At 36.0% G+C, this 22394-nt stretch carries 14 protein-coding genes; 9 read left to right on the top strand and 5 right to left on the bottom strand.

The window, feature by feature from the left end:
• Positions 1-134: 134 nt before the first annotated feature.
• The 9 genes from A3EM_RS0103960 to A3EM_RS0103915 all read left to right on the top strand — a co-directional run bounded on the left by A3EM_RS0103960 (position 135) and on the right by A3EM_RS0103915 (position 12459).
• Positions 135-884, top strand: a complete 750-nt coding sequence (locus tag A3EM_RS0103960) for a DeoR/GlpR family DNA-binding transcription regulator (RefSeq protein ID WP_020526872.1) — start codon at positions 135-137, stop codon at positions 882-884.
• 563 nt (positions 885-1447) lie between these two features.
• The gene (locus A3EM_RS0103950; RefSeq protein WP_020526870.1) at positions 1448-2893 is read left to right on the top strand and encodes a sugar MFS transporter; all 1446 of its coding nucleotides are present in this window, start codon (positions 1448-1450) and stop codon (positions 2891-2893) included.
• 235 nt (positions 2894-3128) lie between these two features.
• Complete coding sequence (nagB, locus tag A3EM_RS0103945; protein WP_020526869.1) at positions 3129-5060, top strand: glucosamine-6-phosphate deaminase; 1932 nt, start codon at positions 3129-3131, stop codon at positions 5058-5060.
• A 216-nt stretch (positions 5061-5276) separates the two neighbouring features.
• A complete protein-coding gene (locus tag A3EM_RS0103940; RefSeq protein WP_020526868.1) occupies positions 5277-6257 on the top strand; it encodes a glycosylasparaginase in 981 nt (326 codons plus the stop codon).
• A 59-nt stretch (positions 6258-6316) separates the two neighbouring features.
• Positions 6317-8971, top strand: a complete 2655-nt coding sequence (locus A3EM_RS0103935; RefSeq protein WP_020526867.1) for a family 20 glycosylhydrolase — start codon at positions 6317-6319, stop codon at positions 8969-8971.
• Between the two features lie 114 nt (positions 8972-9085).
• A complete protein-coding gene (locus A3EM_RS0103930; protein WP_020526866.1) occupies positions 9086-9844 on the top strand; it encodes a copper homeostasis protein CutC in 759 nt (252 codons plus the stop codon).
• Between the two features lie 193 nt (positions 9845-10037).
• Entirely contained in the window at positions 10038-11027 is a 990-nt protein-coding gene (floA, locus tag A3EM_RS0103925) for a flotillin-like protein FloA (protein ID WP_020526865.1), read from the top strand.
• Positions 11028-11214: 187 nt separating this feature from the next.
• Positions 11215-11739, top strand: coding sequence for a DinB family protein (locus A3EM_RS0103920; protein WP_020526864.1), 525 nt, complete (start codon positions 11215-11217; stop codon positions 11737-11739).
• A 105-nt stretch (positions 11740-11844) separates the two neighbouring features.
• Positions 11845-12459, top strand: coding sequence for a DUF445 domain-containing protein (locus A3EM_RS0103915; protein ID WP_020526863.1), 615 nt, complete (start codon positions 11845-11847; stop codon positions 12457-12459).
• A gap of 17 nt (positions 12460-12476) precedes the next feature.
• Here A3EM_RS0103915 and A3EM_RS0103910 read toward each other — a convergent pair whose 3' ends face one another.
• From A3EM_RS0103910 to A3EM_RS41455, 5 genes are all read right to left on the bottom strand, one after another.
• Positions 12477-13796 carry a glycosyltransferase gene (locus tag A3EM_RS0103910; protein WP_020526862.1) on the bottom strand — a complete coding sequence of 440 codons (1320 nt, stop codon included), beginning with the start codon at positions 13794-13796 and terminating at the stop codon, positions 12477-12479.
• Positions 13797-13955: 159 nt separating this feature from the next.
• Positions 13956-16022: a PP2C family protein-serine/threonine phosphatase gene (locus tag A3EM_RS0103905; protein WP_020526861.1), complete on the bottom strand. Its 2067-nt coding sequence runs from the start codon at positions 16020-16022 to the stop codon at positions 13956-13958.
• Between the two features lie 273 nt (positions 16023-16295).
• Positions 16296-17936 (bottom strand): PD40 domain-containing protein, encoded by a 1641-nt coding sequence (locus A3EM_RS0103900; protein WP_020526860.1) that lies wholly within the window; start codon positions 17934-17936, stop codon positions 16296-16298.
• 11 nt (positions 17937-17947) lie between these two features.
• Entirely contained in the window at positions 17948-18847 is a 900-nt protein-coding gene (locus tag A3EM_RS0103895; protein ID WP_083925169.1) for a PorP/SprF family type IX secretion system membrane protein, read from the bottom strand.
• A 167-nt stretch (positions 18848-19014) separates the two neighbouring features.
• Positions 19015-22394: choice-of-anchor D domain-containing protein (locus A3EM_RS41455; protein ID WP_044237447.1), on the bottom strand; the 3380-nt coding region annotated here is incomplete at its 5' end.

The raw sequence follows: 22394 nt of genomic DNA, 5'->3' as shown, positions 1-22394 counted from the left end.
CAGGAAATTAAAAATCAACAATTTATATTTTTTATAGGAACTCCCTAGTTTTGCAGGAATACCGGTGGAAATCCGCAAATTTATTCCTAGAATTGTAGAATTATCAAGCAACTATCCCTATATCCTTTATTAATATGCTAAAAGAAGAAAGACTAAACTATATATTAGACGAAATTAGGGCCTATAACAAGGTTAAATCTTCTGATTTAAGTATTCAGCTGAATGTTTCTGAAGACACTATTCGCAGGGACCTGAAGGAATTATCTGACACGGGGAAGATCCGAAAAGTGCATGGTGGAGCTATGGCCAGCTCTTACATTCCTTTTAGCTATAAAGATCGGGAAGTTTATGCACATGAAGAAAAAATTGCCATCGTTAAAAAAGCCATTCCCCTCATAAAAGACGATCAGGTGGTACTGATAGATGGCGGAACCACCAACCTTGAATTAGTAAGATTACTTCCCCAGGATTTGAAAGCCACATTTTTTACCAATTGCCTGCCAGTGGCCACTCAGCTGGCCGAGCACCCAAACATTGAAATAGTATTTATTGGGGGGAAAGTAATTAAAAACGCTTTGGTAAGTATTGGTTTGGATGTCATCAATTCTTTAAGTGAAATTCAGGCAGATATTTGTTTTTTAGGCACCAGAAGCATTCATCACAGCCGAGGTATTACCGAAATTGACAGAGAAGAAGCCCAGGTAAAAAGAGCCATTGCCCAATCTGCAAATCATGTGGTATCCCTTGCCATTTCCGATAAACTGGACACCCTTCAGCCATTTAAAGTAGAAGGAATTAATAAAATTAATACCATCGTAACCGAGCTCGATCCCAACGACAGTCGGTTGGAGAATTATAAAAAATCGGGTGTGGAGGTGTTATAATGCTCAGCAAACCAGCCTATAACCTTATTGGGCTAATCTTGCAATATTTCGGCAAATGCATACGTGATTTGCCAGAAAATTCAATTTTGGAAACGTTCCCACTTTTCAAATCTACTCAAATTGAGGATTTTTTTGAGCATTTTTGGCATAATCATGCAACCTGCTCAAGAGAATTCATAAAAATCAGGCATTTCTTGAATATTTCCTCCATTTATAATTGGAATAATCCACCCACTTTTATAGCTTTGAGTTAATAACCTGCAAAAACATGCAAACTTTAGCCTGTTTTTTACCAGATTATTAAGAAAACGTTACAGACTTTTAACCTAACCAAGGTTTAACAATACACATTAAATTTCATTGCGTGCTTATTACCAAAAAGTTCAAACAGACAAGCCATTCGCTTGTCTGTTTGATTATTAAATAAAAAAACTTTTCTGGTTCATAAATCAGGAAATAATAAACCGATCAAACTGCATATATTTTCAGCACATGGTTAGATAATTTTAATTTAATACTGAAATTAGAGGAAATTTAAAATCTTCAATTAATTAACTAAACAAATGGCAGGAAATTCAGCATTAGGTGATAGTAAGATTGTAGTAGAAAAAACTTCGAGTGGAAATCCGAATTACACCACTGCATTAATCGTATTAACCTCTTTATTCTTCATGTGGGGCTTCATTACCTGTATGAATGATATCCTTATTCCTTACCTGAAGGATGTATTTACCCTTACTTATTTTCAGGCGATGTTGGTTCAGTTTGCTTTTTTTGGAGCATATTTTATTGGCTCCCTTATTTATTTTGCAATCTCAGCCAGCAGCGGGGACCCCATTACCAAAATTGGATATAAAAACGGAATAATAGCAGGTCTTTTAATCTCAGGGTTCAGTTGTGCACTATTTTACCCGGCAGCAGAACTAAAAATTTATGGTTTCTTTTTAAGTGCACTTTTTCTTTTAGGCATTGGGTTTACTCTCCTTCAAATAGCAGCCAATCCATATGTCTCTATTTTAGGAACTGAGGAGACGGCCTCCAGCAGGCTCAATTTATCTCAGGGTTTTAACTCTTTCGGAACCACAATTGCCCCGTTGATTGGAGGCTTTCTGGTTTTCGAATACTTCGCCCGGGACGGAGAACTTTCTGCTGACTCGGTGAAAATTCCTTACCTGGTTTTTGCCTTTACCTTCTTCCTTTTGGCTTTATTAATTAAAGCAACCAATTTACCAAAATTTACCAGTGAAGATGCAGGGGTAAAAGGAGCAGGAGCACTAAAATATCCACATTTGATTTTCGGGATGTTTGCCATATTCTGTTATGTGGGAGGAGAAGTAACTATAGGCAGTATTTTAATCAACTTCTTCGGTCTTGAAGAGATTATGGGGCTGGATAAATCAGAAGGAGATATTTTCCTTGCCTTTTATTGGGGAGGAGCAATGATAGGGAGATTTCTGGGAGCAATTTCCCTGAGTAAAATGGCTGATGGTGCCAAAAAGCTGGGGCTAATGGCTATAGTTTCCATTGCTTCTTTTGGGGTCATTTATTTTGGTGCTTATTTTAAAAGTGGTTTTACACTTGAATTTTCTACCGTAACTCCATTTTTAATTTTTGTTGCGATTAATTTATTGGCCTTTGTTTTTGGAAAATCAATTGCAAGCAGAACACTGGCTGTTTTTGCTTTTGTAAATATTATATTGCTAGTCATTACCCTTTCTACAGATGGAAAAATGGCCTTTTGGTCGGTAATCGGCATTGGATTATTCAATTCCATTATGTGGTCAAATATTTTCACCCTAGCCATTGAAGGTCTGGGGAAATATAAAAGTCAGGGATCTTCTTTGCTGGTAATGGCTATTTTGGGCGCAGCGTTAATTCCACCAATTCAGGGTTTACTCGCTGATTCCATTGGGGTTCATAATTCTTTTATTGTTCCTATATTTTGTTATTTGTATCTTGTATTTTATGGGATAAAAGGATACAAGGCAGGAAGAAAAGACATGATTTAGTGTATGAATTATTTTAAAATCTTTTCCCTATTTATTTAACTATCAATCTTGGAGGAAGCTTTGGCTTCCTCCTATTTATATTTTAAAAAAATATAGTAATTATTTGCAGTGTGATTCTTCAATCAAATACCTGAACCTGATTTTAGTTTGTAGGTCCTTGGGAAAAAATAAATCCGAAGGCTTTTCAAGCGAGAAATTTATTTAATTGAATACTTAAAATTTTCTAACCATTACCATGAGTTTAATTCAACACAAAGAAATTGGCGCCATTGAAAACAGAAAATTTGAAAGAATCCATACAGAGATTTTTGCAGATTCTGTTTCTGCTTCTGTAGCTATTGCTCAGGAAATTGCCGAATTAATAAGAAAGAAAAGCAGTAAAGGAGAAAAATGTGTGCTGGGACTAGCTACAGGTTCTTCTCCTACAAGGGTTTACGGGGAACTAGTGAGAATGCACAAGGAAGAGGGACTCAGCTTCCGCAACGTAATTACCTTCAACCTGGATGAATATTACCCTATTCAGCCAGAGGCACTTCAGAGCTACGTGCGGTTTATGAATGAATATTTATTCGACCATGTAGATATTCTGAAAGAAAACATCCATATTCCTGATGGTACACTTTCCCTGGACAAGGTTCATTCCTTTTGCAGGAAATATGAAGAAAAAATCCAGTACTACGGTGGAATAGATTTGCAAATTTTGGGCATTGGTCGAACCGGCCATATTGGATTTAACGAACCAGGTTCAGGCATTCATTCCAAAACAAGGATGATTACGCTGGACTCCATTACAAGAATAGATGCTGCCAGTGATTTTTTCGCTGAAGAAAATGTACCCAGAAGGGCAATTACTATGGGTGTAGGTACCATTATGAACGCCAGAAGAATTATTCTAATGGCCTGGGGGGAAGGCAAATCTTCCATTATTCAAAAAACTATTGAGGGAAAAATCTCTGATCATGTACCCGCAACTTACCTGCAAAATCATCCAAATACAACGGTAATTCTGGATGAACCTGCATCTGCCGACCTTACGAGAGTGAAAACGCCCTGGTTGGTGGAGGTTTGTGAGTTTGACAGTTTATTGGCCAAAAGGGCTGTACTTTGGTTGTGCCAGAGAGTTAAAAAACCAATTCTTAAATTAACTGACAGGGATTATAATGATAATGGCCTGAGCGATTTAATTGCCAGCCATGGGAATGCTTACGAAATCAATATTCGGATCTTCAACGAATTGCAACATACCATTACCGGCTGGCCTGGTGGGAAACCCAATGCGGATGATACCTACCGACCAGAGCGGGCTAAACCCGATAAGAAAAAAGTGGTGATCTTCAGTCCACACCCGGATGATGATGTGATTTCTATGGGAGGAACCTTTATCAGGCTGGTTGACCAGGGCCACGATGTGCATGTAGCTTACCAAACTTCAGGGAACATTGCGGTTTTTGATGATGATGTAGTCAGATTTGCTGATTTCGTGAGAGATTATAGTGATGCCTTTAATTTTGAGGAAGAAAATGCGGGGCAGTTACTTTCGAAAGTGGTAGACGACATCAAAGCTAAAAAACCCGGTGATATTGATTCCCCTGAGGTTCAAAAAATAAAGGGATTAATCCGAAGAGGAGAAGCCAAAGCTGGTTGCCGGTTTGTAGGCTTAAGCGACAAAAAAGCGCATTTCCTTGACATGCCATTTTATGAAACAGGCCTGGTTAAGAAAAAGCCATTGGGTGAAGAAGATATCCAGGTCATTATTGACTTGCTACAGGAAATAAAGCCCCATCAAATATATGCTGCCGGAGATTTATCAGATCCTCATGGTACCCACAGAGTTTGTTTGGAAGCCATATTCAGGGCATTAGACCGACTGAAAAAAGAAGCCTGGACAAAAGACTGCTGGGTTTGGTTGTACAGAGGAGCATGGGCCGAATGGGATGTAGAAGATATTGAAATGGCAGTGCCTATTAGTCCTGAAGAATTGTTGAGAAAAAGGAGAGCCGTATTTAAGCATCAGTCTCAAAAGGACAGGCCTTTATTCCCCGGTTCGGATACCAGAGAATTCTGGCAAAGGGCTGAGGACAGAAACAGAAAAACTGCAGAACTTTACAATCAGTTGGGAATGGCAGAATACGAGGCGATGGAGGCTTTTAAGAGATATTTGTTTTAATCGATTTAGATTCTTAAGAAAGGGAGGAATTTTCTGTAAAAACCTCCCTTGTTTCTCTTCTTACAACAAATAAGTGAATTGCTTCTTTGCCTGGCAAGATGTGAAGTGGGCAAATTTTTAATTCAGTCTTTTGGGCTGTATCCCTGCAGAGGGAGAAATTACATAAGCAGATAATTTTTACAAAGAGTTACAATTTCTTATTAACAATAATCTTCTATGCAAAAAAAAGGAAGACGAAAATTTATTCAAACCGCAACTTTAGGTGCAACAGTATTAGGGACTCAGTATCCCCTAAATTCATTTTCCAAATCAAATATCGAAATCAATAAACCGGTGGTGGTCAGCACCTGGAACTTTGGGATGGCTGCCAATGAAGCTGCCTGGAAAATATTGGAAACCGGAGGCAGAGCCCTCGATGCAGTAGAAGCAGGAGTTCAGGTACCTGAATCTGACCCGAAGGAAACCAGTGTGGGCTATGGAGGCCTGCCTGACAGAGAAGGGAAAGTAACCCTGGATGCCTGCATTATGGACGAGTTGGGAAATTGCGGTTCAGTGGCATTTTTGGAACACATCAAAAGTCCCATTGCTGTAGCCAGAAAGGTAATGGAAGAAACCCCTCACGTGATGCTGGTAGGAGAAGGAGCTTTTCAATTTGCCCTTTCTCAGGGTTTTAAAAAGGAAAATTTACTTACACCAGAGTCCGAAGCCGCCTGGAAAAAATGGCTGAAAGAAGCTAAATACAAACCAATTGTGAATATCGAAAACCACGATACTATTGGAATGTTGGCTTTAGATAAAAATGGGGACATTTCTGGTGCCTGTACCACCAGTGGGATGGCTTATAAAATTCATGGAAGGGTTGGAGATTCACCCTTAATTGGAGCTGGCCTATTTGTGGATAATGAAATTGGAGGAGCTGTAGCCACTGGTGTAGGTGAAGAAGTTATCAAAATTGCCGGCAGTGCCATTGTGGTTGAAAATATGAGGAATGGAAAAAGTCCTGAAGAAGCCTGCAAAATTGCAGTTGAAAGAATCATGTCAAGACATAAAAACCTGAAAGACATTCAAGTAGGATTTTTAGCTTTAAATAAAGCTGGGGATTACGGAGCTTATAGCATCTATAATGGATTTAACTATGCCGTAAAAGACCCAAAAACTAAAATTCTAAAAGATGCTAACCATAAAATGAAATATTGAGGGAAGAAATAAATTATCCGCCTTCTTTAAAACATTTTAAACACATTTAAATTAACTCCATGAAAAAAAGCTTTTTCACAGTTTTAATACTGGTATTATTACATTTTTCGGTTTCTTCCCAGGTTCATGAATCATTGAATCTGATGCCTTACCCTGCTAATGCTACCCTGCAAAATGGAAAATTCAGGATTGACAAATCTTTTACGGTTTCTTTTCAAAATTCTAAAGGACAGCAAAAATTATATGCCGCAACTACCAGATTTTTAAGAAGACTTGATGGCAGAACAGGAATGTTTTTTAAACAGGGATTTTTATCCGAAAATGACAATAAGCAAGATGCGTCACTGGTAATATCTGCCAAGCAAAATGGAGAATTAAAGCTTTTTGAAAATGAATCCTATAAACTTACAGTTACCGCTCAAAAAATCAGTTTAGAAGCAGGGACAGATTTTGGAGCCATGCATGGGTTGGAAACCCTTTTGCAATTACTGGCAGTAGATGAGTTGGGATTTTATTTCCCGGCTATCGAGATCATTGATGAGCCAAGATTTGCCTGGAGGGGAATAATGATGGATCCGGCAAGACATTTTCTGCCTGTAGAGGTAATAAAAAGAAATCTCGATGCGATGTCGGCTGTTAAAATGAATGTTTTACATTTCCACTTATGTGATAATCAGGGCTTTAGGGTTGAAAGCAAAGTTTATCCCAAATTGCATGAATTGGGATCCGATGGCAATTATTATACCCAACAGGAAATAAAAGATATTGTAAAATATGCCGGTGAAAGGGGAATAAGAGTGATGCCGGAATTTGATGTACCTGGCCATGCTACTGCTATTCTTGTAGGTTATCCGGAATTAGGAAGCGCTCCAGGACCATATGTAATTGAAAGAAATGCAGGAATATTTGATCCAACTCTGGATCCCACAAATGAAAAAACTTATGAATTCCTTACCAATCTTTTCCAGGAAATGGCTCCTTTGTTTCCCGATGAATATTTTCATATAGGAGGAGATGAAAATGAAGGTCATGACTGGGATAATAATGCCGATATTCAAAAATTCATGAAAGAAAAGGGATTAAAGGATAATCATGAATTGCAGGGTTATTTCAATAATAGACTTTTAGAAATTCTTACGCCACTGGGGAAGAAAATGGTAGGTTGGGACGAAATTCTTCAACCAGACCTGCCCAAAAATGCTATTATTCATTCCTGGAGAGGAAAGGAATCATTGTATGAAGCAGCCCAAAAAGGTTACAAAGCTATCTTATCGAATGGTTATTATATAGACCTGATGCATCCGGCATGGCACCATTACCTGAATGATCCCTTACCAGAGGGAAATAATTTAACCGAAGAAGTTAAGGATAATATTTTGGGAGGCGAAGCTACCCAGTGGGGAGAACTGGTAACCCAGCTTACGGTGGATTCCAGAATCTGGCCAAGATCAGCAGCGATTGCTGAGCGATTTTGGTCACCAGCAAATGTAAAGGATGTGGAGTCCATGTATAAAAGAATGGAAGTAGTAGGCAGGCAATTGGAGGAATTAGGATTAAAACACATTACCTCCAGAGAGATCATTATGCGGAATTTAACCAGGGGAAATGACACTGAATCACTGAAAAATTTAATTGAAGTGATTGAACCCTTAAAAGTTTATACAAGGAACCCTGGAGGTACTATGTATCAAAGTTATTCGCCATTTACCCTCACTGCTGATGCTGCCAATGCAGATGCTCCGGCAGCCAGAAAATTTAATAAACTGGTGAATACTTTTCTTTATGAGCCATCAAAAGCAGAGGTGGAAGAAATAAAAAAATGGCTTAGCCTTTGGGCAAACAACCATGCCGCTTTGGAAAAGATTATTGTAAAAGCTCCGGCTTTAAAAGAAATGGAGGAAATATCGGCTAACCTTTCCAGGATCGCCAAAATTGGTCTTGAGGTAATGCAACCAGGGTTTAAACCAGGTATTGGTCAATTTGATGACCACATGGAAATCTTGCAAAATGCCAGAAAACAGGGAGGCCGGACTGAACTGCAAGTGGTGAACGCAATTGAAAAACTTGTAAAATATCATAGTGCTGTACTTAGTGCAAATTTTACCAGTCAGGAAATTGAAATTGATGGGGAGCTTACAGAATGGGAAGATGCCAAATGGTATTCCTATGTACCAAATGATTATTACTGGAAAGACAAAACTGAATTTGCCCTAAAATGGGATGAAGAAAATCTGTATATCGCTTTTAATGTAAAAAACTCCAACCTTCAGGCTTTAAAGAAAAAAAGAGATCAGGAAGGTCTGCATATGGACGATGGAGTTGAATTTTTGATTGATGCCAACCTGGACAAATCAAAGAGCTGGGAAGGGGATGATATTGCCTATCACATTAATGTTCTCAATGCAATTATTGATGACAGAGGCCTGGATGCTAAAGGACAATACAACAGCAAGTGGAATGGAAAAGCCAAAACTGCAGTGAAAATTAATGGGACCATAAACCAGGCAACCGATATTGATAAGGGGTACCAGGTGGAGGTAGCTATCAAGTGGAAAGAAATTGGAAAAACTCCTGCCAATGGTTTAAAACTTGGCATTAATCTATGTACAAATGACCGGAACGATAAAACCGGAGATTACCGATATTATGATTTCATGAACCTGAAGGTTTTTCATGTCCCCAGCGGATTTGCAACTCTGGAATTAGTGAAATAAATAATTTATTTGCCTGATGAAAAACTCGGGCAAATTCTACCTGACTACAAACTAACTCCTGACTTTACACACATATTTTATTAAAATTCTAACGTAAACACATAAAAGACAGAAATGGGGAAAAATTTCCAGATTGAGGTTTGTGTCAATTCTGTTGAGTCGGCCATGCAGGCTCAATCAGGTGGAGCAGACCGAGTGGAATTATGCGATAATTTATTTGAAGGAGGAACCACACCTAGTTATGGAACTATAGCCATGGCTCGAAAGCATCTTGAATTGGAACTTTTTGTTATCTTTCGGCCAAGACCTGGTGATTTTCTGTATTCTGAAATCGAATTTGAAATTATCAAAAGAGATATTGAAATAGGGAAAAACCTGGGTATAGACGGAGTGGTAATCGGGTTTCTTCATTCCGATGGCAGTATTGATATAGAAAAAACCAAAGAGATTGTGGAATTGGCCTATCCCTTACCTGTTACTTTCCACAGGGCATTTGATCTTTGCAAAGACCCTGAAGTTGGGCTTGAGGAATTAAAGCAAACAGGCATAAAAAGGATATTAACTTCAGGCCAACAATCCTCCGCCTTAGATGGAAAAGAACTAATTGCTAAATTGGTAGAAAAGTCTAAGAATCAACTTTCGATAATGCCTGGAGGTGGGGTAAACGAAGATAATATTTTGGAAATTGTTGAAGGAACTGGAGTTTCAGAATGTCATTTTTCTGCAAAAACCATAAAAGAAAGTAAAATGCGATATAAGAACCCCACAATTTCTTTGGGGAAATCCAATCCAGAAACAGAATATCAATTGCTTATTGCAGATCCGGAAAGGGTCCGAAGGATGAGAGAAGCAGTATCCAATTTTAATTTTTGAGTGAAAAAAAAATCACAAAATTAATTTAACAGAAAACATGTGAAAAAGAATGTAATTTATGCCAACTTTATTACACAAACATTATAATAATTCCTGAAAGAATATTACTTTAGATTTTCAATTATTAAAGATTTTCCAGACTTTGATTTTTTATAAATAATCAAATTATCTACTTACTTTTTAAACTAAGAAAATGGAATTTACTATTTTAATTTACCTGGCGCTTATCATTGTTGGCTTTTTTGTCTTCATGTATTTTGTGCCTGTAAACCTTTGGATAACTGCTATTTTTTCAGGGGTAAATGTTGGCCTTTTTCAGCTGGTATTTATGAGGGTGAGGAAAGTCCCTCCAAGGGTAATTGTGGAATCATTAATAAATTCCACAAAAGCCGGTCTGGTTTTAACCACAGCTGATTTGGAAACACACTACCTGGCAGGTGGCCATGTTCCTTCTGTAATCAAGGCATTAATTTCTGCCGACAAGGCCAATATAGAACTTACCTTTAAACAGGCTGCCGCCATCGATTTGGCAGGTAGGGATGTATTTGAGGCCGTTCAAACTTCTGTAAACCCAAGGGTAATTAATACTCCTATTGTAGCAGCTGTTGCCCAGGATGGGATTCAACTAAAAGCACAGGCCAGGGTAACTGTAAGAGCAAATATTGCCCAGTTGGTTGGGGGAGCCGGAGAAGATACTATTTTGGCAAGGGTTGGTGAAGGAATTGTGACCTCAATTGGTTCATCCACTTCGCATAAAGATGTATTGGAAAATCCAGATAAAATATCTAAACTGGTTTTGGAAAAAGGTCTGGATTCTGGAACGGCTTTCGAGATTCTATCTATTGATATTGCCGACATTGATGTTGGAGATAATATTGGGGCAAAGCTTCAAATTGACCAGGCCAATGCGGATCTAAAGGTAGCAGAAGCTAAAGCTGAAGAAAGAAGAGCTATGGCGGTAGCTGTAGAGCAGGAAATGAAAGCTAAATCTCAGGCTTCAAGGGCTAAGGTAATCGAAGCAGAAGCCGATATTCCTTTGGCAATCGCCCATGCATTTAAGGAAGGTCAACTGGGTATCATGGATTATTATAAGATGAAAAATATTCAGGCTGATACAGCCATGCGTGATTCTATTGCGGATCCATTGTTGGAAAAAACAGATAAAAAAGATGATGATGATTAATTAGTGTAAGCTTCCTTTTTTTCTAATTCAAAAAATATTTTTTCTAAGAGCTGTGGATTTAATTTATTCACAGCTCTTTTTTTATTAAAAACTCTAAAGTATATTATTTTAAATTCTGTAGCTACATGGAATTAGAAATTACCTTAAGTTAAATCATGAATTATCTTCTACCCTATTCAATTCACTCATGAAAAGCGATGCATTAAACCAGGCCATTTTACAAAACATTATTGAAGAGTTTAAACGAAGGATTTTTTCAGAATCTGTCCCTAGATTGATTAAGTGTCTTGGTTTACTCACAGATGAGGAAATCTGGCTCAAACCTAATTCGGAATCGAATAGTGTAGGAAACCTTGTATTGCATTTATGTGGAAATGTAAGCCAGTATATTTTAAGTGGGATTGGCGGACTTGAGGATACCAGGAATCGCTCTGCTGAATTTAATGAAAAAGGCCCCATTCCGGCCTCTGAATTAATAGAAAACATGGAAAAAGTGATGTCCCAGGTTTCAAAAGTAATCAATCATCTTTCAGTAGAAGAATTAATACAGGAGGTTGGTGTACAAGGGTTTAGAGAAACAAAACTCAGTATTATTATTCATGTAATCGAGCATTTTTCTTACCATGTCGGGCAAATATCTTATTTTGTAAAATTGAAAAAAGAGATTGATCTAAATTATTATGGTGGCATAAATCTAAATAAGAAGGGATAATGGAAAAATACCATTTTCCTGGAAAATTCTAATTGTCAATATTGAGGATATGGATTATTATTGCAATCCAAAAATCAGATTAGAATTAAGCGTTTATAAAATACGATGGTATTATACATAATTCCTTTTATTTCGGCAGCAATTGGTTGGTTTACAAATTATGTTGCTTTGAAGATGTTATTTCACCCGAGAGAGGAAAGAAATTTTGGATTATTTAAACTTCAGGGAATTTTCCCTAAAAGAAAGCCAGTACTTGCTGAAAGGTTAGGAAGAATTGTGGCAAGAGATTTATTTTCACCCAAAATGATTTCAGATAAATTGGATAATGGTGAAAATAGGGAAAAAATTAAGGAAACCATTTTGGTTCAGCTGGATAGTTATCTGAGGACAAAGTTCAAGGATTCCAACCCAATGATTGCCATGTTTCTTAATGATAAAATGATCGACCAGTTTAAAGGAAAACTCGCTGAAATGTTGGATGAGTTAATTCCAAAGCTGATGAATCAGATGACAGGTAAAGTGGAGAATATTGATATTGAAAAAATAGTCCATGACAGGGTGAACAATTTTTCCAATGAAAAATTAGAAAGTTTATTGATGGCGGTAATTAAAAAGGAGTTGAAATTCATTGAGCTTGCCGGTGCAGTTCTTGGTTTTATTATAGGAGTAATCCAGGTTGGTATTATCGTGTTTGCAGAAGGATATACTCATGAAATTTAAAATGGAAGTTTACTCGCTCATTTGAGTAATTTCTCATAATAGAAGAGAATATCTTCCGCAGATTTTGTCCAGGTAATTTCCGAGATATTTTCACTGTTAAGTTTTACAAGGTCTTTTTTTAAGCCCTTATAGTTAAGCAAGGCATAAAGGTAATTCGCAAACTTTCCTGTATCCCAAAAATCTGCCTTAAGCACATTTGGTAAAACTTCCGTTACTCCTGTCTGGTTAGAGGTAATAACTGGTAATTGATTTTGAGCCGCCTCCAGGGCAGAAAGACCAAACGGTTCAGAAATACTTGGCATAAAATAGATATCTGATTCCTGCATAATTTCCTGCACCTTTTGCTTATCCAAAAAACCATGAAATTCAAAATAGCCTCTTACTCCTCTTTGAATAGCATAATGCATAATTTCTCTTAGCCGGTCACCATTTCCGGCAATTAAAAATTTAATATTATCCGATTTTCTAAGCAACTGAACGGCTGTTTCTACTAAAAAGCTTGCTCCCTTTTGGCGCGTTAACCTCCCCAAAAAGAGAATTTTTTTTATTCCCGATTCAGCTTTCTTTTTTCGCTTTTTCTTTAATAGACTTACCTGCTGGTCAATACCATTGTGAATAGGAAAAACTTTTTCAATGTCAGTCTGATAATACTTTTGGATGCAATCCCTTGTATATAAACTTACGGGGAAGACATAATTTGCGGCTTCCATTGCACTTTTCTCAATTTCATAAACCTTAGATTTAGAGAAATCCCCTACCCTGTCAGTCTCAAGAGAATGTATATGGGCCACAAAAGGTTTGTTGAACCTGCGTTTTAATTCCATTGCAGCTGGAAAGGTAATCCAATCATGCGCATGAATAATATCAAAATCCATAGATTCGGCCAATTCAACAACCACCTTTGTATAGGCCATTACTTTTTCTCTAATATTATTCCCATAATTTACCTCTTCATTGAAAATTGCTTTGAGTTTTGATTTTTGAGGAATTTTAGTCTCCATTTCCACAACTTTCTCCTCATATTCTACAATGGGAACATTGGAGTTTGAAACTGGATAAATATCAAAATATGCAGGTACATATTTTACTTTGGCGAATGACTCATATTTATATTCTTTCTCTATTTTGTAACTATCAGCATAATCCAATTCATTTAGGCCAATTAATTCCCCATTGGATAACCTGGAGGCTGCTTCTTTTTTCGGAATAATTAATGTAAGATCAACGGCTTCAGCCAACGCAGAAGCAATTCCATAGCATGCTTGTCCCAATCCACCAGTCAATTTGGGAGGATATTCCCAACCAAGCATAAGTACTTTTATTTTCGATTCCTTCACAAACAGAGTTTTAAAAAATTGAAGTAGTTTGTTGTCTGGTTAAATTTAGAAAATAAAAGATAAATTATCGCAATAAAAATTTAATGGAACAATAAAGATTTGAATTTTAAAAAAATATTAAAGATGGGTTATTATAAGTCACAAAAGGAATTGGAAAAATTAAATTTTTATACCAATTATTGTAATGTCATCCCTTTGTTCCTGTCCATTTTGGTGAGCATCAAGTGTTTTCTCAAAAATTTGCTTTTGTTCCTCTAACGGAAGCATTACAATCTCCTGAAGTAGATCGGCAAATTTCCTTTTCCCAATTTTCATATTCTCTGAATTATTTTGATCCACATAGCCGTCTGTAGATAAATAAAGAATATCCCCCTTTTGAAGAAAGAAACTTTCTGAAGTGAATTGTCTATTTTTCTTTTGTAGGCCTCCAATTGATTTATTGTCTCCTTTCAAATATTTAAGAGAACGGTTTTTGGAAATAATATAATATAGTGGACGCTTGGCCCCTGTAAAATTCACTTTTGTAATATTTTCATCAACCTTTTCCAACTTACATAAACAGACATCCATACCATCGTCATTTTGTTTTTCGTCCTGTTTCAAAGCTGAAATAATTTCTTTGTTCAGAATTTCTAAAATCTGATCCGTTTCTAAAGTAAGTCTCCTATCAACAATTTCATTTAATATAGTATTTCCGATGAGGGACATAAATGCACCTGGCACTCCATGTCCTGTACAGTCCACAGCTGCGATTAATGTGATTTCTTTATTTTCCTCATTTTTGGTATTTGCAAACCAATAAAAATCACCAGAAACAATATCCTTCGGGCGATATAAAATAAATATATCATCAAAATGTTTACGCATTAACTCCTCTTGCGGTAAGATGGCATATTGAATTGTTTGCGCATATCTGATACTATCAGTAATTTTTAAATTTTTTCCCTCTAAATCATCAATGGTTAATTCTAACTTAGATTTATAAATTGTTAGCTCATTTTTTCGTTTTTTCAACTTCCTTGCTAAAATTACAAAAACGACTACCAACAAGGCTAAAAATGCAGTAATACCCGAAATGATGGTTAGCTTTCTTTGGAACTCAGCTTGTTCCAATTTTTTTTGATCTTCAATAATTGCAAGGCGCTCTTCTTTTTCAAGTAGTGATACCTTTAGGTTCTCTATTAAAGATTGAGTTTCTTCAAAATCTTTAAAATCAACTTTTTTCACTTCGATCAGTTTTTCCAATCTGGCAAGTTGAATTTTTAAGGAATCCTTTTCATCTTTTGAAAGCTCATGTCCTCCCTCTAACTTACTTAGAACCTTATTTAAATCCTGATTAATTTTTTCTTCATCATCAATATCCTCAAGATCATCCTCCAATATTAAATCTCTCAATAAATATTTTACATCATCACTTACCTTCGTTGAATCATTAATCAACCTTTTGAGAGTGGGCATGTCTAATAATCCGGTAAACAGATTTTCTCCATTTTCACCCAAATTATTTTTTTCAAGATCAACATAATTGGGGTCCCTTTCTAAAATAAGATTAATTTTATTCTCAGTTGAAGATGAATCCAGTTTTACAATTTTGTATCCTTCTACCTTGACTCCTTCTTTACTATCAAGTAATACAGCTTTAAATTTTCCAGATTCATTTGTCAGGTAATTATAACCTCCTATATTCAATTGAACATCTGGTATGGGCCTCCTTGCACTATCTAAAACAAACCCGTTGTAAAATTTTCCAAAGTACTTTTCCTCCCTATTTTTCTTGATTGTTAGTTTAAAATCATATACTCCTCTGTACTCAAAATACTTATGATAGATTGAATGCTCCTCAATTAAAAACTCACTGCCTTCATTCAATTCTGTCTCTACAGGCAGAATCATTTTAAATTTTCCATTTTGATCTGTTTTTGAAGATGCCGCATTTTTTTTACCTAAAAATATTATTTCTTGGTTAATAATCGGGTTGCCTTCCAAATCTAAAACCTCACCTTCTAATAACTTATATTTGCTTTCCCTCATGATGATTTCTATCTTTCCCTTTCTCATTCCCCATGAAGCCAACTCCACTCCCTCTTTATAGGCAAATATTTTTTTAGGTTTACTTTCTGGATTAAATTGATTTAAAATAATTGAACCATTTTCATCTGAAGGGTCAAAACTTCTTTCATCAATAGATAGGTTAACTTGAGCCAGAGGCTGTCCTTTTGTGTCCATTATTTTACATAGAACGGATAAATCTTCTCCATTTTGAGCTTGTAACACAATGTTACAATTCAAAATTAGAAGTATCCCAAGCAAAAAAGTATGTAAAAAATAATGTTTCATTAATAATTTTATGTAGTAATCTACCTCTCCTATGGATATAGGTCACCTGAAAATGAACGAACGTTTTAGGCTTACCGTATAGTGGGTCATTTCTATTTTAAGTATAATTTGGAAGATCAATCAGACAGAAAAATTACAGATACAATAATAAAATTGGTTAGGCTACTCAGTTTTGTTTTTGCTTAGTAAATCCTCAATCTGGTCCTTAAAAAATACAATATGAAAATATTCATCGTAGGCGGTCTTTTTGGGAATATTTATTACAGATTGGTAAAACCCTGCTTCTTCACTACTACAAATCAAATAAAAATCTCCCGGGTAGGGAATTTCAAGATTAAATCCTCCTTTGCCATCAGTCACTGTATTAACCACAGGTTCCATTGTGTAAAAATCTACCACACGAACATCTACATTTTTACATACTTTTGGCTCAGCTTGATCAAAAGCAGACTCCTGTGAAAAAGTATTTCCCTTTATCGTTAAGGGATAAAGTGGGCCGTAATTTTTTAGATTGACATAAACCCTGTAGATATCATCATTAAATCCTCCGTCCTTTCTATTGGAAGAGAAGTAACCTAAATTACCTATTTTGTTTAAGATAAAACCAAAATCATCTGCCATAGAATTAATGGGATATCCTAAATTTTTAATCTCAACAGGGTCCTTGGAGTCAATCCTTCCTTTAAAAATATCCAAACCACCAAGTCCTCCATGTCCATTTGATGAAAAATACAATAAGGAGTCATTGTATAAGTATGGAAACATTTCATCCCCTGTTGAATTAAAATCTTCTCCAATATTTTGTGGCTTTGACCAAACCCCATTTTTCAATTCACTTTTATAAATATCCGAACCACCAAACCCTCCTGGCATATCAGAAGTAAAAAACAAAGTTTTTCCATCAGAGGAAAGGGATGGATGACTAATACTGTAAGACGGATTATTTAATTTCAGGGGTTTAATATTAGTCCAGTTGTTACCTTTAAGTTCTGCTATGAATAGACTTAAATGACGTGTGCCATCGGGCCCTTTGGTCTGATTTGCAGTAAAAAGCATCTTTTGCTCTCCTGGAAAAAATGCAACTGGGCCCTCATGGTATTTAATTTTACTTTTGATCGGAAACTTTTTTACTTCTGTAAGGCTATCTTGAAAAACATCTGCGTTCTTTTCGAAAAAGGCAGAAAAAAATAATTCAAGATACCCTTTAGAAGTTACCCCACTTACATTTTTTACCCCAAATTTTTTCTCCCTTCCAGAAACAAACACTAACCCATTGTCATAAAAAGTCGGGCTAAAATCGGTGTACTCAGAATTTATTTCGGCAAAATCAACATCAAAATTTATGGAATCCCTATATAATAATGCAAAATCTTTCTTTGTCATCATAAGGTCTTGCTTATCTATAGTATTGGGAAGATCTTTCACATAACTTTCATACCATTGTTGTGCTTTAGAATAATCACCATTGCTAGATAAAGCCAGGGCATAATTTAATTTATCTTTATACTGAAAGCTCAATCCAAACTCTTCCATCTTTTTATACCATATTATAGCTTCACTTGGATTATTCTGTTTGATATAGCATTCAGCAATTTTTTGCATTATTCCGTCACCTCCTTCCGTAGAATAAATCTGAAGATACAAATCAAGAGCAGCGGAATAGTTATAATTTTGGAAGAAAGTATTTGCCCTTTTAAGGTCGCTTTTTAATCCTGTAACAATATTTTCCTGGGCGAATAAATTTCCCTTAAAAAAAATTGCATGTAGTAAAATGAATAGAAAAAAAGGCTTAAATGCTTTCATGGTTTAGGATTTTAGTAATGTCTTGGCGTTACCAAACGTGGATTGAAAAAAGTGAACCTAAAATTCAATACAATTTCATGAGCTCCACCATTAATTGAGTTTAAATCTATAGGGTTAGTATCATAGGAATATCCTATTCTTAATTGGGGAGTTGCCTGAACCTGAGCAAGAAAATTAACGGATTTGAATGACCTTAAGGATACTCCAAGCCATAACACCTCATTAAAAATAATATTCGAATTGATATCTACATTTATTGGCGTGTTTTCAACAGCTTTAACCATTAAACTGGGTTGCCATTCCACACCTTTATTAATTCCAATTTTTCCTCCCAAATACAAAAAACCATGAATATTATCTCTGAATGTTCCTGCAGAAATATTTGGAACGGAAAGTCCGGCAAAAACTTTTTTTGAGTTGAAATATAATCCCCCTCCAAATTCGGGGATCAATTCGTTGTAGTCCCCACCTAAAAAGGTTGGGTCCAATTGATTTTGTAAACTTGAGGAAATACTAGAATATTCAGATTTTTTATTCACCAAACCGGCCTGTACTCCCAGAGAAAGATAGCTATTTCTGTCTAATTTTATTTTATAAGAATAGGCTGAAAGGACTCTGAGTGTCTTGTGGATTCCAACCTGATCATTTAAAACCAATAATCCAATACCAATGTTTTCATTGTTAAGTGGAGTATGTCCGGAAAAAGTTTGCGTGGTGGGAGCTCCTTCAACTCCTGTCCATTGAGTTCGGTAGGACCCGGTTAGATTTAATGATTCTGCACTACCTGCAAATGCTGGATTGATTGCAAATTCATTGAACATGTATTGCGTAAATTGAGTCTCAACCTGTCCAAGCAATTGGTTAGTTACAAGTGTTAATATAATAATAAGCAGTTTTCTAGGAGAACTCATGTTTCTGAATTAGTCATTTTTGCTCTTATAACGGTGAGATTTTTATTGTCCACAATGCTATTAACATTTGTAATTCAAACAAGTGTAAAAAATCCACTCCTAAACAGCATTGGGCAACTTATAAAATTCCAAATTCTATAAGTTACCTAAAATTCCTATTGCATTTGCTAATATTTTACCTCAATAAAACCCTTTTTAGGTTGCTCTCCATTACCCAGTTCGAGCAAATAAAAGTAAGTTCCTTCTTTAGCCCTTCCATTCCCAATTGATAAGCTATTTTGAAGGATACCATCCCAAAAAACTTTGACATTGTCATATCCTTCCCCTTCAAAAACAATATTTCCATCTCGGGTAAAAACCTTCACATGGTTTCTTGGGAAATATTGTAACCCTTCAATAAACCAAATATCATTTATACCATCACCATTAGGGGAAAATCCCTGGCTAATTTTTACAATCTCAGATTCTGGTGCCTCTACCAAAATAAATACGGTATCCTGATCACAAAAACCTGTTAAATCACAGACTTCATATACTATTGTTTCCTTACCTACAAAAAAGTTAGCAGATTTATAAGCAAATGACCCGTCTCCATAATTTACAATTGATCCACCTTGATTTGGTTCCTGAATCACTCGTACAGAAGTCTCATCAATATTATTTTGAATATCATTATCATTATCCAGCACATTAAAATCTATTGTAGCTCCTGTAATGGTATTATAAATATCTGCATTTGCAATTGGTGCAGTTTGGTCATCAATTAAAACATAAACAATAGCAGTATCACACAAACCAATATTATTACAAATCTGATAACTAAATACTTCAGTACCTGAAAACCCATTAGCAGGTTCAAAACTTACAGTACTTTGATTTATAATATTAGCTTCCCCATTTCCTGGTTGGCTAACTAAGGATAGATTCAGGTTACCTCCATTTGGATTAAGGTCATTTTCCAAAACAGCAATAGACACAATGTTATCTTGATTTATTCTCACAGAATCATTATTTGCAATAGGTTCCTGATTAAATGAAGAAATACTTATATATACAAATGCCGTATCACATAGTCCTTCTTCATTACATACTTTGTATGAAAAAGCATCTTTTCCTGTCACACCCCTGTTAGGATTATAATTTATAGACTGATCATTATTTAGAGAAATATCCCCATTTACCGGTTCAGTTAAAACTGTGGTAAATAATGGAGTGCTTCTTGGATCAAAATCATTATTTAAAACAAAAATATCCAATGCAGTATTCACTAGTACTTCTACAGTATCATTAAAAGCAACTGGTTTATTATTCTCAATTACCTGAATATATACTATTGAAGTATCACAATAACCAAACTGATCACAGACGGAATATTCTATTTGATCCTGCCCAATATAATCTGTATTAGGCTGGAATAATATACTGTCCTGATTTATTATTTTTGTAAACCCATTTGAAGGAAAATCAAGTATTTGCGTGGATAACTTATAGTTACCCGGATGAGTATCATTTTTCTGAACATCAATGATAATGTTCTTATTTTTTTCTAGACTAACTGTATCATCCAGGGCAACCGGATATGAAATTACCCCAAAACCTTCAATATTAAAGTTATAAATTGGATTTTCAGAAACATTGCTTTCCACTGTAATTGAGGCCTGATTTAACCCTGCTTCTTGTGGATCAAATAAAACCTCAAACTGAATGCTATCTTTAGAAGGAATTACTGGGCTGACCACCCCTAAAATTTTAAAACTACTGCTATTTGCCCCTGAAATTTTAATCTTAGGGTCATTTAATAAATTTAAGTCTATGGTTCCTTCATTTATTATTGTAAAAGTTTTTTGAACTGTTTCCTGGCCAATTATTGCATTTTGGAAGGATGTATTATTGGGAACTTCAGGAAAAATCTGTCCATCGGGTATCAAATTCCCATTACCCTTTACAGAAATAGTTGGTTCTAATCCAGTTCCTTCAATTGAGAACTCGAATATCCCCTCATCATTATCATTGGAAATTATAGAAATAGTAGCTTTTCTCACCCCCGGAGCTAACGGTTTGAATTTTATTTGGAAATCAGTAGAAGCTCCTGGAAGTAAAATACTTAAAGGGTTTACGATTATGGAAAAATCTCCACTATGTGGACCCGAAATTTCCACAAGGGAATTATCTATTAAGTTTAGCAAAGAACTCCCATTATTTATAATACTAAAAATTTTAATAATTGAATCGCCAGCCACCAAAATATTTCCGAAGTTTGTGTTATTCAGAGCGGAAGTTAAGGTATCACCTGTTATTATTGACTCTCCATTTCCTTCAACTACAATTTCCGGTTCTAAACCTGTTCCCTGAATCGCAAAAGTGTAAGGATCCTCATCATCATCATCGTTGTCTATACTTACTGTAGCACTTCTCAATCCTGGTACCGATGGGTTAAAAGAGATTTGAAAAGTTGTAATTTCCCCACTTGCCAAAGGAGTACCAGGAGATGTTATTACGGTAAAATCTCCTGATCCTGCTCCACTAATTGACACTAAAGGAGTTCCATTTAAGGTTAAAGAGGAATTGCCAATATTTTCAATACTAAATGTTCTTACTACACTATCTCCTTCAACTTGAGAACTTCCAAAATCTGTATCATTTCCACTAGAGGGAATTAACAGTCCTGAATTAATTTCTGTGTAATTACCTTTAATTACCATCTCCGGTTCCAACCCAATTCCTTGAATGGCAAAAGTGTAAGGGTCCTCATCATTATCATCATTAACGATTCTTACAGTTGCCTCTATGGTGCCTATCAACGATGGATTAAAAGTAATCTCAAAACTGGAGGTATCCCCATTGTTAATTATGGGAGCAGGCAGTCTTGTTACGGTAAAATCTCCTGATCCTGCTCCACTAATCGACACCAAGGGTGCTCCAGTTAAACTCAAATTCGAATTCCCGGTATTCTCTATCGTAAAGGTTTTAACTACCATCCCTCCTGCTATCAAGCTCGAGCCAAAATCTGTGTCATCTCCTGCCGAAGGAGTGGCATCTCCGGATACAATCTCTATAGAATTCCCCTCTACCAAGATCTCTGGTTCTAAACCTGTTCCCTGAATCGCAAAAGTGTAAGGGTCCTCATCATTATCATCATTGGCAATACTTACTGTAGCACTCCTTAATCCTGAAACTGAGGGATTAAAGGTAATCTCAAAACTGGTAGTATCTCCATTGTTAATTATTGAAGCAGGTAGCCTTGTTACTGAAAAATCTGCTGATCCTGCTCCACTGACCGATACTAAAGGAGCTCCGGTTAAACTCAAATTCGAATTCCCTGTGTTTTCTATCGTAAAGGTTTTAACTACCATCCCTCCTGCTATTAAGCTCGATCCAAAATCTGTATCATCTCCTGCCGAAGGAGTGGCATCTCCAGATACAATTTCTGTGGAACTCCCTTCTACCAAGATCTCTGGTTCTAAACCTGTTCCCTGAATCGCAAAAGTGTAAGGGTCCTCATTATTATCATCATTGTCTATACTTACTGTAGCACTCCTTAATCCTG

The sequence above is a fragment of the Flexithrix dorotheae DSM 6795 genome (genome assembly GCF_000379765.1).
In the GTDB taxonomy this organism is placed as follows: Bacteria; Bacteroidota; Bacteroidia; order Cytophagales; family Flammeovirgaceae; genus Flexithrix; species Flexithrix dorotheae.
Note: the sequence above shows the minus strand (reverse complement) of the source record. Positions and strands in the feature narration are given on the sequence as shown.